The 14,145-nt window shown below is 48.7% G+C and carries 14 protein-coding genes; 13 read left to right on the forward strand and 1 reads right to left on the reverse strand.

The window, feature by feature from the left end; all coding sequences use genetic code 11:
• Positions 1 to 104 precede the first annotated feature (104 nt).
• The 9 genes from ACN08W_RS01365 (at position 105) to ACN08W_RS01405 (ending at position 9,467) form a co-directional block, all read left to right on the forward strand.
• Entirely contained in the window at positions 105 to 695 is a 591-nt protein-coding gene (locus ACN08W_RS01365; RefSeq protein ID WP_419108610.1) for a histidine phosphatase family protein, read from the forward strand.
• Positions 696 to 727: 32 nt separating this feature from the next.
• Entirely contained in the window at positions 728 to 1,324 is a 597-nt protein-coding gene (locus ACN08W_RS01370; protein WP_419108611.1) for a histidine phosphatase family protein, read from the forward strand.
• A 22-nt stretch (positions 1,325 to 1,346) separates the two neighbouring features.
• Positions 1,347 to 1,802, forward strand: coding sequence for a VanZ family protein (locus ACN08W_RS01375; protein ID WP_419102710.1), 456 nt, complete (start codon positions 1,347 to 1,349; stop codon positions 1,800 to 1,802).
• A 131-nt stretch (positions 1,803 to 1,933) separates the two neighbouring features.
• A complete protein-coding gene (locus ACN08W_RS01380; protein WP_419102709.1) occupies positions 1,934 to 2,725 on the forward strand; it encodes a DeoR/GlpR family DNA-binding transcription regulator in 792 nt (263 codons plus the stop codon).
• On the forward strand, positions 2,722 to 3,684 hold the full coding sequence (locus ACN08W_RS01385; RefSeq protein ID WP_419102708.1) for a 1-phosphofructokinase family hexose kinase: 963 nt from the start codon (positions 2,722 to 2,724) through the stop codon (positions 3,682 to 3,684). Before ACN08W_RS01380 ends, ACN08W_RS01385 begins: the two co-directional genes overlap by 4 nt.
• Before the next feature lie 216 nt (positions 3,685 to 3,900).
• A complete protein-coding gene (gene ptsP / locus ACN08W_RS01390) occupies positions 3,901 to 5,601 on the forward strand; it encodes a phosphoenolpyruvate--protein phosphotransferase (protein WP_419102707.1) in 1,701 nt (566 codons plus the stop codon).
• Positions 5,602 to 5,706: 105 nt separating this feature from the next.
• Positions 5,707 to 5,985: an HPr family phosphocarrier protein gene (locus tag ACN08W_RS01395; protein WP_419101031.1), complete on the forward strand. Its 279-nt coding sequence runs from the start codon at positions 5,707 to 5,709 to the stop codon at positions 5,983 to 5,985.
• A gap of 219 nt (positions 5,986 to 6,204) precedes the next feature.
• Entirely contained in the window at positions 6,205 to 7,305 is a 1,101-nt protein-coding gene (locus tag ACN08W_RS01400) for a lipid II:glycine glycyltransferase FemX (RefSeq protein ID WP_419102706.1), read from the forward strand.
• A 107-nt stretch (positions 7,306 to 7,412) separates the two neighbouring features.
• Positions 7,413 to 9,467 carry a threonine/serine exporter family protein gene (locus ACN08W_RS01405; protein WP_419108612.1) on the forward strand — a complete coding sequence of 685 codons (2,055 nt, stop codon included), beginning with the start codon at positions 7,413 to 7,415 and terminating at the stop codon, positions 9,465 to 9,467.
• Between the two features lie 9 nt (positions 9,468 to 9,476).
• Here the strand turns inward: ACN08W_RS01405 and ACN08W_RS01410 are convergent, their stop codons facing one another.
• Entirely contained in the window at positions 9,477 to 10,175 is a 699-nt protein-coding gene (locus ACN08W_RS01410; RefSeq protein WP_419108613.1) for a uracil-DNA glycosylase, read from the reverse strand.
• A 122-nt stretch (positions 10,176 to 10,297) separates the two neighbouring features.
• Here ACN08W_RS01410 and ACN08W_RS01415 point away from each other — a divergent pair, with 122 nt between their 5' ends.
• The 4 genes from ACN08W_RS01415 (at position 10,298) to ACN08W_RS01430 (ending at position 14,120) form a co-directional block, all read left to right on the forward strand.
• Entirely contained in the window at positions 10,298 to 10,564 is a 267-nt protein-coding gene (locus ACN08W_RS01415) for a DUF3263 domain-containing protein (protein ID WP_419102703.1), read from the forward strand.
• A gap of 117 nt (positions 10,565 to 10,681) precedes the next feature.
• The gene (locus tag ACN08W_RS01420) at positions 10,682 to 11,230 is read left to right on the forward strand and encodes a LytR C-terminal domain-containing protein (protein ID WP_419102702.1); all 549 of its coding nucleotides are present in this window, start codon (positions 10,682 to 10,684) and stop codon (positions 11,228 to 11,230) included.
• Positions 11,231 to 11,495: 265 nt separating this feature from the next.
• Positions 11,496 to 13,118 carry a chaperonin GroEL gene (groL, locus tag ACN08W_RS01425; protein WP_419101025.1) on the forward strand — a complete coding sequence of 541 codons (1,623 nt, stop codon included), beginning with the start codon at positions 11,496 to 11,498 and terminating at the stop codon, positions 13,116 to 13,118.
• A 192-nt stretch (positions 13,119 to 13,310) separates the two neighbouring features.
• Positions 13,311 to 14,120, forward strand: a complete 810-nt coding sequence (locus ACN08W_RS01430; protein WP_419102701.1) for an oxidoreductase — start codon at positions 13,311 to 13,313, stop codon at positions 14,118 to 14,120.
• Positions 14,121 to 14,145 lie beyond the last annotated feature (25 nt).

Here is a 14,145-nt window from a genome sequence, read left to right on the forward strand (position 1 = left end):
TTGTTTCATATTCATGAAGTTGGTGGAAGATACACCAAGAACTGTGCCTTATCTCTATACTTCAAACTCTTCGCTTCGTCTAAGAGTTTGAGATAATAAGAGGCATGGGTTCTTTATCTTCTGATTTTTCTGCTCGCATGGTATTGATTCGTCACGGGCAAACAGCGTGGAATGTTGAGCGCCGTTTTCAAGGCCGTAGCGATATTCCGTTGAATGATACAGGCCGAGGGCAGGCCCAAGAAGCAGCTAAAAATCTGATGGTCTACCAGCAACAGATACGTGAACACACTCCTGAGTTTGCTTGGGAACTAATCGTCACTTCTCCGCTTTCGCGTGCTTATGAGACAGGAAAAATCATTGGTGAGCATCTAAACCTAGATATTTCTGGTACGCATGAAGGACTTCAAGAACGCTCCTTCGGTGCTGCGGAAGGGCTCGTCGCAACGGACTATCATTGGCGTGATATTCAAGAGCAATTCTCCGATGTTGAGCCTCTCTCTGAGATGATTCAGCGCGGTATTAACGCTCTTAAAGAGATTGTCGCTGAGCACCCTAACTGCCATATTATTGTGGTGGCTCATGGTCTATGGATTGCTCAAATTATGACAGCGTTGACTGGTGAAGAACACGGTATCCCCGAGAATGCGTCGGTGACTGAACTTCCACTTCACATCCTTGAGTCTTATCAAGGCTAGAATTGTTCCCACTAACATTTGAAGGAAAATATATGCCTGATGTAGAGCCTCTTCTGACGGGTTCTTTGCTAATGATTCGTCATGGGCAAACAGACTGGAATAAAAAAGGCCTTATGCAAGGCTCTACTGATATTGAGTTGAACGAGGTAGGACGTGAACAAGCTCTCTATACTGCTCAGAAACTAGCTCAGGAGGGCATTTGTTGTGATGTGATAGTGTCTTCTCCTTTGTCTCGGGCGTTTGAGACAGCTCAAATTGTTGGCAACTATTTGGGTGTGGAGGTTTCGAGAACGTATGAGGGCCTCGTTGAACGCCATTATGGGGAGGCTGAAGGGCAAGACATTTCTTTGGAAGCTCGCCGTGAACCAGATGTCTTTTATCAAGGAGTCGAATCAGAACGTTCAGTGTACGTTCGCGGTATCAAAACTTTACGTCAGATTGTCTCAGACTATCCTGGACAACATATTATTGCGGTCTCTCACGGCTCATTGATTCGTCGTGTGCTCAGTGCTTCTCGAGGAGAAGAATGGAAAGAAGCCGTACCTAATGCTCAGGCTCTGGAGATTCCTCTTGCTGGCTTATTCCGTTGGGCGGAAGAGAATGAGCCTCTTCTGGTGGGTAAACCATAGGATATTTGAGTACGAGGTTTTGATGTTTGTTCCATCTGCACAGCGGCTGTTATACCGTGCAGCTCAGCTAAGTTTTGGGCTATATCTTCTGGCGTTGGGTTTTATCGTCCTTTGGCCAAGACATATTGATGATAATAGTGGCGGTTTATGGCTGGCTGAGTTCTTAGCGCATTCGCATGAGGCGGGATGGTTGCCGTCTTGGTTTACGTATTCGACCGTGGAATGGTTGAGTAACGTTATTTTATTTGTGCCAGGAGGCTTTCTAGGTACTTTACTCATTCGGCGACGATACCGTTCTTACGTGCCGCTTGTGGGTTTTTTGGTAACGTGTACGATTGAGTGTATTCAGTTGTTTTTACCACAGCGTACAAGTTCTTTTTTAGATATTCTTGCTAATACTTTAGGAGCTTGCCTTGGTTGGGTCTTTGCGGTGGTAACGTTGAAGTATTCCTCGTATCGGTTGCGTCGTAGGGCTTAACTCGGGTGAGAGAATAACAACACATATTATTGTGTGGGTTCGTCTCTTATTACATTGACGAAACAACATAAACCCACATAAAATCAAATTCACAAGGCTTATTCATTTCCACAATACAAGGTGATTTTCTTATGTTCGCTGAAGAACGCCGCGCTGAAATCGCGAAGCTCGTTGCCACCGCGCGTCGAGTCAATGGCGCAGAACTAGCGCGCCGTTATGAAGTCACAATGGAAACAGTTCGCCGAGACTTAGCAGCCCTCGAAGCTGAGGGACGCCTACGACGAGTCCACGGCGGTGCTGTTACCGTAGAACAATCTACCTCCGTAGAATCTTCTATCGCATCTCGACAGAGAGAAAATAATCCAGAAAAAAATCGTATTGCACGCAAAGCATACGAACTCCTTCAAGAATCCGATGCCGGAGCTATCGTTCTTGACGCTGGAACAACGATACAGATTCTCGCTGATTGTATCGCCGCAGAAGACTTCAGCCTCAAATCTGGGGCAGACCGCCTCATCATCACACATGCTTTACACATTGCCGTCAAGCTAGCTGAAGCTGACGGCATCATCCTCGACCTCATTGGCGGACAACTCCGAAAAATGACGTGGGCAGCTATCGGCTCACGCACTGCAGAACACTTTGCCTCTATTCGCCCCGATATTGCGTTTATCGGAGTCAACGGACTCGACGCAGACTTCGGACTCAGCACCCCCGGAATTAACGAAGGAACCGTTAAAACCGCGATTGTGAAATCTGCCCGTCGAGTGGTACTCCTCTGCGACTCAGCAAAGTTCGGACGAGAATCACTAGTACGTTTTGCGGGGCTCGAAGACATCGACGTCCTCATCACCGATAAAGCTCCAGACGGTGATTTAGCTGCCGCACTTGAAGAATCCAATGTAGAGGTACTGATCGCATGATCATCACATTAACTGCTAACCCAAGTATGGACCGTACCGTAGAACTGCCCGGAGTCCTCCAACGAGGGGCAGTCATACGAGCTGAACACGCTGTAGACGACCCCGGCGGAAAAGGCGTCAACATCGCCCGCGCCCTCAAAGTATCTGGCTTCGACACCGTCGCGATACTTCCCGGTGACGACGAAGACGCCGTCCTAGGATGTCTACGCGAAGAAGACGTCAGCTTCACCAACATGCCCATCGGCGCGCCCATACGCTCAAATATCACCATCGTTGAACCAGACGGAACCACCACCAAAATCAATGCTCCCGGTGAACCTCTCAACGACGTGGCACAACAACAACTCACACGCCTCCTGATTAAAGAGACTCACGACGCCTCATGGTTAGTTCTTGCAGGCTCCCTACCCTCGGGTGTTCCCAGCGACTACTATGCAGTAGTCGGTCGCGCTATTCGTGAGGCTCAAGGAGAAAAAGCCCCACTCATCGCGGTCGATACATCCGGTACCGCCCTACGTGACGCCGTCACCGGACAGGACGGCATGCCAAACCTCATCAAACCTAACGCCCAAGAGCTGGCTGAACTCGTCGGTACACCAGAGGCATGGGAAGACCTCGAAAAAGATGCTGAACTGACCGCACGTACAGCTAAAGAGCTAGTCGACCGTGGCATCGACACCGTCCTCGCCACCCTTGGCAGCAACGGCGCTGTTCTCGTCACACGAGAAGGCGCATGGCACGCCATACACGAACCTGTAAAAGTCCGCAGCACCGTCGGAGCAGGGGATTGCGCTCTTGCCGGCTATCTAATTGCCCACGAACTCGGCAAAACCCCCGTGGAATGTTTAGTACAAGCTGTGGCTCAAGGCTCAGCTGCTGCAGCACTACCAGGTACTCAAGTTTCGACCGTAGCAGAAACTCGCACCGACGCCGTGAGCGTTCGAGAGATAACCCTCTAGTTTCTCTATGGCCTGAAGTAGTGACTTCTTGAAACCATAAAACTATGTTTCAAGAAGCCAATATCATTTCTGATAAGGGAGGAGCGCTCGCCTGCTCTAGATGATGTCTACACAACTATAAACAAAAAGGGAATCTTGTCTAAGGCGTAAGCATTGCTCAACGTACACGCAAGATATAGCGATATTTTCGATACATAAGGAATAGAGGAACTCTCCATGACTACTACTTATAAAGGCGTTGGCGTTTACGCCGGTCGCGTTATTGGTCCGGTACTTCAGATGCCAGACCCCATCAAAGAACCTAAAGCAGGCTTGCCGCTAGCCGAAGGCGAAACTGCAGAACAAGCCGCTGAGCGTATTCAGCAAGCAGCTCAGGCGGTCAAAGCTGATCTTCTAGAGCGTGCCGAAAACGCAGGACGAGACGGAAAAGCCGTCCTCAAATCTACTTCTCAGATGGCAACTGACCGCGCACTCCTTAAAGGCGCTATTAAAAAGGTAGAGGCACAAGGCCTAGCCCCCGAACGTGCTATCTGGGAAGCTGCTAGTGACTTTGCACGGCAGATGGAATCACTTGGCGGTTACATGGCAGAACGCGTTACCGACATTCATGACGTGCGTGCTCGTATCGTGGCAGAACTGACCGGACAGCAAGCACCAGGCGTACCTAAATCAAATGAGCCCTTCATTTTGGCTGCTGTAGATCTTGCTCCTGCTGACACCGCAACTCTTGACCCCTCTCAAGTTATCGCATTGATTACTTCTGACGGTGGACCTCAAGCACACACCGCAATTTTGGCGCGTGGGCTTGGTCTTCCTGCTGTTGTTGCTGCTAAGGGTGTTACCGAAATTCCTAACGGAACCAAGGTATATATCGATTCCAACGAAGGCATTATCGAGACTAGCCCTACTGCTGAACACGAAGAAGCAGCTGCTAAATATGCAAATCGTAAGCCTCTACCTGACTTCACCGGCAAGGGTGAACTAGCCGACGGAACCCACGTTCCCCTCTACGCTAACGTTGGTGACGGAAAATCTGCAGAGAAGGCTGCTAGCAAACAGGCTGAGGGCGTTGGACTGCTCCGCACCGAATTTGGCTTCCTCGGTAACGACACCGAACCAAGTGAAGAGACTCAGGCAGAGACCTACAAATCAGTATTTGATGCTTTCCCTGGTCAACACATTGTTGTTCGTACCCTTGACGCAGGTGCAGATAAGCCCCTTCCCTTCTTGAACGTTACAGAAGAAGAAAACCCTGCCTTGGGTGTACGCGGATTCCGCACCGATAACGCTGTTCCCGGTGTTCTAGAACGCCAGCTTAAAGCTATTAAGCGTGCCTCTGACGCTACTGAAGCTGACATCTGGGTGATGGCGCCGATGATTTCAACGACCTCTGAAGCTCGTAAGTTCAAGAATATGTTGGACAAAGCCGGCCTCAAAACTAAAGGTGTCATGGTAGAGACCCCAGCTGCAGCCGTAAATGCTGAAGCTATTTTGGGTGAAGTTGATTTCATCTCCATCGGAACCAACGACCTCACCCAATACACCATGGCAGCAGACCGTCTTTTGGGCGACCTTGCTCACCTGAACAACCCATGGCAGCCTGCAGTCTTGAAAATGATTAAGCTCACTGTTGAAGGTGCACGTAAAGCATCAGAAACCCACGGCGTCAAAAAATATGTTTCGGTGTGTGGTGAAGCAGCATCAGATCCTGCCTTAGCTGTTGTTCTCGTTGGACTTGGTGTAGACACCTTGTCCATGAATGCTGGTGCTATGGCAGCTGTTGCAGCAGTTCTTCGCTCCGTTACTAAAGAACAAGCGGCAGAAATTGCGGCTGACGCTTTGGCGCAGATTTCTTCTGCAGAAGCTAAAAACGCAGCACGTAAGAAACTCCCTGTTCTTGAAGAACTCGGTCTCTAAAAACAAACCGACATAGGCTGGTTTGGTAGTGCAAAACCTATCCAATCTGTCCTAGACTCGATAGTGGGATAACTTTTCCCACACTCTTATCTCAAGGAGAAAATCATGGCAGAACGTATCGCCACCATCGCAAGCCGTGTTGGCTTGCACGCACGCCCAGCAGCTATCTTCGCAGAAGCAGCTGGCGACCTTCCCGTAGAGGTAACCATCGCCGCTGAAGGCGAGCCAGCAGATGAGGCTATGGACGCAGCTTCCATCTTGTCTTTGATGTCTCTTGGCGCAAAGCACGGCGACCGCGTTGTTCTTCGCGCAGAAGGCGAAGGCGCCGAGGAAGCTCTCGAATCTCTTGTAAAGATTCTTGAGACCGACCACGACGCTGAGTAGTCTTTAAACAATTTGTCGATGCCCCGTCTTGTATGCAATGTATGAGGCGGGGCATCGTCATGACATTACGTTCTACGCTAAGCACCTATTTCTCAGAAAATGCTTCCTGTCACATCAAGTCAGGCTGTATTCCGGTGGCGTAGGTCGTTACACTTAGAGTTTGATACAAACAAGAACAAGTGCAAGAAAAACCTTGCACCGATGTGGAAGTTGAGGCCCTTGCGAGAATTTACAGCGCGTTTTGCCACTGCAGAAGAAATAGCGACATGGGATGAGCACGTTATTGCTAACCCCAATGGCGGAAACCTCTTGCAGTCAGCATCATTTGCATCAGTAAAAGCTAAGCACGGCTGGAAACCTCTATACCTCGTATATGAAGGTACAACAGAGGTCGAAGGTGCTGAAACTTCACTGACCAGCTATAACCTTATTCTTGAAAAAAGTGTGCCTGCACTTGGAAAAGTCTGGTACATGATTAAAGGCCCAGACGTCTACAGCGTAGAAGATGTCCCTGCCATTCTTGAAGCAAGTAAGCGTTTCGTAGAAGAGAATAAACTTGGCGTATTCCTGATTAAAGTTGAGCCAGATATTCTCGCTGATGAACAGACCAACGCTGTTCTCTCAAAAGCTGGTCTGGTTAAGTCATGGAATATTCAGCCTAACGATTCTACTGCCATTCTTGATACTGACAAGAGCGAAGAAGACGTTCTCAAATCTCTTCACTCTCGAGGGCGTAACGCCGTTCGTCGTTCTGCCCGTGAAGGTTGCGAAGTGGAACGTGTTGAGCTGACTGATGAAAATATGCGCACCATGTATGCGCTCATGGACACTGTCGGACAAGGCTCAGCAAATGTCCACCTCCGGTCATACGAGTATTACCGTGACTTCTGGACAACTTTTGAAAAAGCTGGTCAAGGACGCCTCTACTTCACCTATGAAGACGGCGAACCCTCCGTTGGTGCTTACGTGATTCGTTATGGCGATAAAGGAACTTATAAAGATGGTGGTTCTAAGCCTCGTCGTAAACAATATGGCGACTCACATCAAGTACAGTGGACTGCCTTGACGGACCTCATGAAGGAATACCAGATTAAGAGCTATGATTTCTGCGGTACTCCGCCTAAAGATCAGCTCAAAAATAAAGAACACCATCACTACGGTTTAGGTCTTTTTAAGACATCCTTTACAAAAACCGTCATTGACTATGTTGGTGTCTGGGATTATGTTCTTTCTCCGGCAAAATACACCATATGGAATCGTCTTGCTGAGAAGGTTATGCGTGGTCTCTGGGTCCGTAAAACAGGGCAACCTTTCTACTAAACCGTAGGATAAGCCCAGCTACGTATTGTATTTTTTGTGTAACGAGAACACATCAGCACAATAAGACGTGATGGCAAATCTTTTGACGCAATTCGGCGGAGGTGGCAATGTCTCTTAGCACTCATTCGGATGAGCAGCTACAACAAAAGGCATACCCCTCCGCCGCTGCCTTTGACCAAGCAACGCCAGAACAACCGAGCTCGCAAGCGTTCGGTGCAACAATTTCGCTTCCTCGAGCTGGAACATCGCAACCTGAAACGAAAACCCCTACCAAAATGCCGGGCAATATGCCTGCTATTTCATTGGACCGGGTACAAGATACTGCTCTTCGTCAGGCATTAGAGAATAAACAAGTTGAGCAGACACCTTTTAGCCCGAACATATCGGCTGTTGCCTCTGCTCCGGTTGAGAATCTTGCCCCCAACAGCCCATTTGGGGATGCCTCTACGGGCATTCAACCTGACCAGCATGCGGTGTCTTCTGCTTCTAGCCCCTTCGAACCGTTACGGACACCAGAGCAAGAACCTATTGCTCCGCTAACTAGTGGTATTCCTCTTGTATCCACGCAACAATCAGCGATTTCTGCTACGGGGATGCAACAAGGTAGTTACCCTTCTGTATCGCCTGCAACAACGTCTATCCCTAAAGTCGAACCTAAAAATACTAGGGGTGGTTGGGTTTCTTCTTCTTTACGTTCTTTTGTTCGCGCAGACCCTTCTTTGACCGCACCCATTCGTGGTTTGGGTCGCATTGCTCAACGCCAGTTTTCATTATCGACCCGACGTGACCGTGAGAAGCTTGTACAAGAGAAAGAACAAGCACGAGACGTACTGAACTTTACATTACGCCTTGCTGAAACGATGTTTCACTATGGTGCTGACGCCATGGATGTGGATTCTGCTATTGTTGCTGTTTGCTCCGCGTATGGGCTTGAAGACGTTGAAGTGGATATTACCAATCAGTCAGTGATTATCAACTATGTTTCTGACGTTGACGGTCATGTAGAAATCCTTGATTCACGACGTCGTACTCTCAAAGAAGAACGTTTCAGCCATACTGTGGTGCGCGTGGTACGTTCCACCTCTGATAATTATGCTTCTTTGGCTGATATATACCGTCTGATTCATAAAATTACCCACCGCGGTATTGACCGTGAAGAAGCTGAAAAAACATTAAATGCGATTAACGCTCAAAAGAAACCATACTCACCGATGGTGGTGTGGTTAGCAAATATTATTGCTGCTGGAACACTTACCATGGGCATTGGTGGTAGCGGTTATGCTGCGGCGTTATCTGCAATGGTATGGGTCATCGTTCATTTTATTACTCGAATCATGAACAAAATGGGGATGCCTAGCTTCTTCAATATGGCTGCTTGTGCTGCAGTGATTACCTTTGTCGCGATTTACGCTACAGATGACGGCTCAATCCTGCATAGTATCGGGTTGAACGTCTCTGGTCCTCACATTGTTGCTGCCGGACTCATCATGCTTTTACCGACCTTTAGGTTAGTGTCGGCGGTGCAAGACGCGATTAACGGTTTTCCGGTCACTGCTGCGGGTCGTTTTGTGTCTACAGGTATGTCTTTTTTGGGGCTTGTTGTGGGACTCGCTAGCGGTGTGACCGTATTGTCGATTACAACGGCAACAACTATTGACGTATCGCAGTCGGTTTTTGCGAAACCAACTATCGTCGATAACATCTTCTGGATGACAGTCGCTACCCTTGCTATTGCTATTACAACTCATGCACGGCTGAAAACATTGTGGTGGATTGCGCTAGTAACTTTAAGTGGGCTGAGCACTTACCACGTGTACACCTTTTTCTTGGGAGAAGGTGCAGGGCGCGGTAATACGGCGGTAGCAGCTTTCGTTATTGGTATGGTTAGCACATATTTGGCATACCGCCTGCACGCCCCACAAGCCATATTTGCGATTCCGTCTCTAACATTCCTCCTACCTGGTTTGTCATTATTCCGAGGTATGTACTCTTTTACGGTAGAGACCGACACCCTCAACTCAATGCCCGGCGTTATCACCGCTGCGGCAATTATTGTTGCGATGGCTTCAGGTGTTGCGTTGGGGCATTACCTCATGCAGTGGCTGATTCAACGTTTTGGGCGTGAACGAGAAGACCTCTCCACAACCGTCTTTGATCGTTAGCCTAACGTTTTAGGGTGCTATAGGTATTGACGACGGAAGTCGCCAGTCAATAGGCTTTGCTCCTTGTTGAACTAGCAATTCGTTTGCTTTTGAGAAGGGTCGTGATCCAAAGAATCCGCGTGATGCCGATAAAGGTGATGGGTGTGCTGATTCGATACAGGGGTAGGGTGAGATAAGAGTTTTCGTATTTCGTGCATCTCGTCCCCACAGTATGGCGACAAGCGGCTGTTTTCGTTGGACGAGAGCTTCAATTGCGCAGCTGGTGATATTTTCCCACCCTCTATTTCTATGAGATCCGGCTTCTCCTGCACCAACAGAAAGTACACGGTTGAGAAGAAGTACTCCTTGCTGTGTCCACGCGCTGAGGTCGCCATGTTCTGGCGGGGTAATGTTCATATCGGAGGATAGTTCACGATAAATATTTTGAAGTGAACGTGGGATAGGGCGCACTTGCGGGTGTACAGAGAAGGACAGCCCCATCGCGTGCCCGATGGTGGGGTAGGGGTCTTGCCCAATGATAAGAACTTTAACTTGTGCTAGCGGTTCTTGGAAGGCTCGGAAGATGTGCTGTGAGGGCGGTAGTGTGCGTCGTCCAGCTTGGTGCTCTTGCCGTAGAAAATCACCCATGGCACGGATATTGTGTTCTACTGGGGCTAGGGCTTCAGCCCAGTCTGGAGACATAATTTCTTTAAGGGGTAAAGCGGGCATGAGATTCCGTTCTCACCGTTTGAATGGTTGCTATGCGTCACCATATGTGTATTTTTAGGCAGAACACATAAGATACAATAGGGCTTTTTATCATACCGTTTTAAGGAAGGTCGGGGAGTGATATGCACGAAGATACTTCTGAGTTGGACGCTCCTCAGCACACTATCGATACGGGGTTAACAGAACAAGAAGAAAAGATGATTGCTTTAGAGAAGCAGCGTTGGCGTTATCCTGGGACGAAAGAACGAGTGATTCGAGAACGTTTAGGATTAAATCCAACAGCGTATTATCAGATTCTTAACGAACTGATAGATTCTCCTCGTGTCATTGCTCAGGAACCAGCGTTGATGCGTCGGTTAAGGGAACAACGCGACAATTCTAAGCCCTGAATTTTCGGTGTCTTGAGCTCTTTATGATGATAGTCCACGGAAAATAAAAGGGTTTTTAGGTTGTAGCCTGTGTACTCTAGATGGAAGAACTATTGCTTGTAGCTATCGGAGATTAATGTGAACTCGTATCCTCATGATGAATTCGACGACGTACCTGAAAATTCAAAACGTCGTGGTGCTTATCGTGGTGAGCCCCTAGGTAATGCTCATGCTACGAGGCAGACTCTTCTGATCGTTGTTGCTGGTGCGCTTGCGCTTCTGGTGGGTGCAGTCATGTTTGTGGTTCAGCCACGCACTCTTTCTCCGGTGGCTTCTGAAACAGGCTCTGCGAGTGCTACTGCTTCAGAAAGCGCTGTGACTCCAACTTATGCTCCTACTGATCCTGCTGATATTAAGGTTGAGGTTTATAACTCTTCGGCCTATACGGGTGCTGCTTCAGAACTGACTCAGCGTGTGGAGGCTTTAGGCTATCCTGTGCCCGTGACAGAGAATTGGAAGGATACGCCTGTGTATGTTTCGACAGTGTTTTATTCTGCCGGTTATGAGCAGCAGGCTAATACTTTGGCTGATGCGTTAGGTATTGGTTATATTCAAGAGCGTTCTTCTGGTTCTTCCCCGTTGTATGTTGTTCTTGCCTCTGATTATCTTCCTGCCGTTGCCCCGTAATCTGTGCGCTATGGGCGATTAAGTGTGTTTGTTCTTTCAAGAGGTTTGCGCTCTGTGCTTTGAGGTGTCAAAATTGTTGTTAGCACTCAAAGTCTCCGACTGCTAAATCCTAGTGCTAGATTCGCGGTAGGTAGCTTTGAGAATATCTACTTTCATCTTGTGAGATGTCTTTATAAGTTGTGAAGAGCATGGCTTATAGAACATCGTCCGTCGCGGGCACAACTGAGAGAAAAATACTTTCTTAGTCCAGGAGGGATTAAGCATAATGGCAAAGCTCATTGCTTTTGAAGAAGAGGCACGTCGTGGCCTTGAAAAGGGTCTGAATACCCTAGCAGATGCTGTGAAGGTTACTCTCGGACCTCGTGGTCGTAACGTTGTTTTGGAAAAGTCTTGGGGCGCTCCCACGATTACCAATGATGGCGTTTCTATCGCTAAAGAAATCGAACTCGAAGATCCATACGAAAAGATCGGCGCAGAGCTGGTCAAAGAAGTTGCTAAAAAGACCGATGACGTTGCTGGTGACGGTACCACTACTGCAACTGTTCTTGCTCAGGCACTTGTTCGTGAAGGCCTCCGCAACGTTGCTGCTGGTGCAGATCCTCTCAGCCTCAAGCGCGGTATTGAGAAAGCTGTTGAAGCGGTTACCGCTGAACTTCTTTCTTCTGCTAAAGAAGTTGAGACTGAAGAAGAAATCGCTGCAACCGCATCTATCTCTGCTGGCGACACCGAAATTGGTAAGCTCATTGCAGAAGCTATGGAAAAGGTCGGCAAAGAAGGCGTCATCACTGTTGAAGAGTCCAATACTTTTGGCCTAGAGCTTGAGCTCACCGAAGGTATGCGCTTTGATAAAGGATTCCTCTCCGGATACTTCGTCACTGACCCAGACCGTCAAGAAGCAGTCCTTGAGGATCCTTATATTCTCATTGTGAACTCCAAGATCTCTAATGTGAAAGATCTTGTCCCTGTTCTTGAGAAGGTTATGCAGGCTGGTAAGCCACTTCTTATCATCGCAGAAGATGTTGAGGGCGAAGCTCTTGCACTACTGGTTTTGAACAAGATGCGTGGTTCTATCAAGTCTGTTGCTGTCAAAGCTCCTGGCTTTGGTGACCGTCGTAAAGCTCAGATGGCAGATATCGCTATCTTGACTGGTGGACAGGTTATTACCGAAGAAGTCGGTTTGTCGTTGGACCAAGCAACTATTGACCTTCTTGGCTCTGCACGTAAGGTTGTTGTTACTAAGGACGAGACCACCATCATTGAAGGTGCTGGCGACGCAGCTGCTATTGAAGGTCGCGTAGCTCAGATTCGTGGCGAGATTGCTAACTCTGATTCTGATTATGACCGTGAGAAGCTTCAGGAGCGCTTGGCTAAACTTGCCGGTGGCGTTGCTGTTCTCAAGGCTGGTGCTGCAACTGAGGTTGAACTCAAAGAACGTAAGCACCGCATTGAAGATGCTGTTCGTAACGCAAAGGCAGCTGTTGAAGAAGGCATTGTCGCCGGTGGTGGCGTTGCTTTGATTCAGGCTGGCACTAAAGCCTTCGAGAAGCTTGAACTCACCGGTGATGAGGCAACTGGCGCAAACATCGTCAAGGTTGCTATCGACGCACCGTTGAAGCAGATTGCGACCAACGCTGGTCTAGAACCCGGTGTTGTTGTTGATAAGGTTCGCGGTTTGCCTGCTGGTACCGGTTTGAACGCTGCAACCGGTGAGTACGAAGACCTGATGGCTGCTGGCATCAACGACCCTGTTAAGGTGACTCGTTCTGCGTTGCAGAACGCTGCTTCTATCGCTGGTCTCTTCTTGACCACTGAGGCTGTTGTTGCTAACAAGCCTGAACCTGCTGGTGCTGCACCTGCTATGGATCCTGGTATGGGCGGCATGATGTAATTTTTTCAACGATACGTTGAAAATTCTTTGTGGGGCGGTGCTCCGATACTTTACTGGTATCGGGGCACCGTCTTTTAGCATGGAAAAGGGAAAACCCCTCAGGCGTTGTGGCTGGTTTCTTCCTCTTAGAGAAGGAAAAAGTGGGAATTAAAGAGTATTCTGAACGTACGATGGATTGATGAAGGAAGAACAATGAGTGCAGTCATCATTATTACAGGTGCTTCTAGCGGAATCGGATATGACGCGGCAGTGAGCTTAGCTCAGCAAGGGCATCGCGTGTACGCTGTGGCTCGGCGGGTTCAGCTGATGGAGCCGCTGAAACAATACGGTGTGACGCCACTATATGCTGATGTGACGGATGAAGAAACTATCAAGAAAGTGGTGGATTTCGTCCTAGCTGAAGCGGGCCGTATTGACGTGCTCATCAATAATGCCGGCTATGGGATGTACGGTGCGATTGAAGATGTCTCTTTAGCCGAGGCTCGACACCAATTTGATGTTAACGTTTTTGGGCTGGCTGCTTTTACTCGTGCTGTTCTTCCTGCGATGCGTGAAGCAAAGCGCGGAAGAATTATTAATGTGTCTTCTATTGCTGGACGTTTAACCACTTCATTTGGTGGTTGGTATCACGCCACAAAATATGCTTTAGAAGGGCTCAGTGATAGCTTGCGTATGGAGCTTGAACCCTTGGGCATTGAGGTGGTGCTCATTGAGCCTGGTGCTATTGCTAGTCAGTGGAGTGATGTGGCAATAGAGAATTTGGAGAGGGTTGCTGAGGGTGGAGCCTATGAGAATTCTGCTCGGGCGACTGCAGAGCGGATGCGTCAGCTTTATGCTCGGTGGGCTTCTGATCCTCAGGTGATTACTCGTGCGTTGGTACAAGCTGTCTCGGCTTCTCGTCCGAAGACTCGTTATGTTGCTGGTTTTGGGGCGCGTCCTCTTCTTTTGGCTCATTCTGTGTTGCCTAGCCGGTTGTGGGATAAACTCGCTCGCGGGAAATAACGTGATGAGGTAAAGCTCGTATCTG

Origin of the sequence: Rothia sp. CCM 9419 (assembly GCF_048512815.1) — a bacterium.
GTDB lineage: Bacteria > Actinomycetota > Actinomycetes > Actinomycetales > Micrococcaceae > Rothia.

Excerpts from the sequence above, each read along its gene's own strand:
- ACN08W_RS01365 (WP_419108610.1), top strand. The coding sequence starts at position 105 with ATGGGTTCTTTATCTTCTGATTTTTCTGCTCGCATGGTATTGATTCGT.
- ACN08W_RS01370 (WP_419108611.1), top strand. The coding sequence starts at position 728 with ATGCCTGATGTAGAGCCTCTTCTGACGGGTTCTTTGCTAATGATTCGT.
- ACN08W_RS01375 (WP_419102710.1), top strand. The coding sequence starts at position 1,347 with ATGTTTGTTCCATCTGCACAGCGGCTGTTATACCGTGCAGCTCAGCTA.
- ACN08W_RS01380 (WP_419102709.1), top strand. The coding sequence starts at position 1,934 with ATGTTCGCTGAAGAACGCCGCGCTGAAATCGCGAAGCTCGTTGCCACC.
- ACN08W_RS01385 (WP_419102708.1), top strand. The coding sequence starts at position 2,722 with ATGATCATCACATTAACTGCTAACCCAAGTATGGACCGTACCGTAGAA.
- ptsP (WP_419102707.1), top strand. The coding sequence starts at position 3,901 with ATGACTACTACTTATAAAGGCGTTGGCGTTTACGCCGGTCGCGTTATT.
- ACN08W_RS01395 (WP_419101031.1), top strand. The coding sequence starts at position 5,707 with ATGGCAGAACGTATCGCCACCATCGCAAGCCGTGTTGGCTTGCACGCA.
- ACN08W_RS01405 (WP_419108612.1), top strand. The coding sequence starts at position 7,413 with ATGTCTCTTAGCACTCATTCGGATGAGCAGCTACAACAAAAGGCATAC.
- ACN08W_RS01410 (WP_419108613.1), bottom strand. The coding sequence starts at position 10,175 with ATGCCCGCTTTACCCCTTAAAGAAATTATGTCTCCAGACTGGGCTGAA.
- ACN08W_RS01415 (WP_419102703.1), top strand. The coding sequence starts at position 10,298 with ATGCACGAAGATACTTCTGAGTTGGACGCTCCTCAGCACACTATCGAT.
- groL (WP_419101025.1), top strand. The coding sequence starts at position 11,496 with ATGGCAAAGCTCATTGCTTTTGAAGAAGAGGCACGTCGTGGCCTTGAA.
- ACN08W_RS01430 (WP_419102701.1), top strand. The coding sequence starts at position 13,311 with ATGAGTGCAGTCATCATTATTACAGGTGCTTCTAGCGGAATCGGATAT.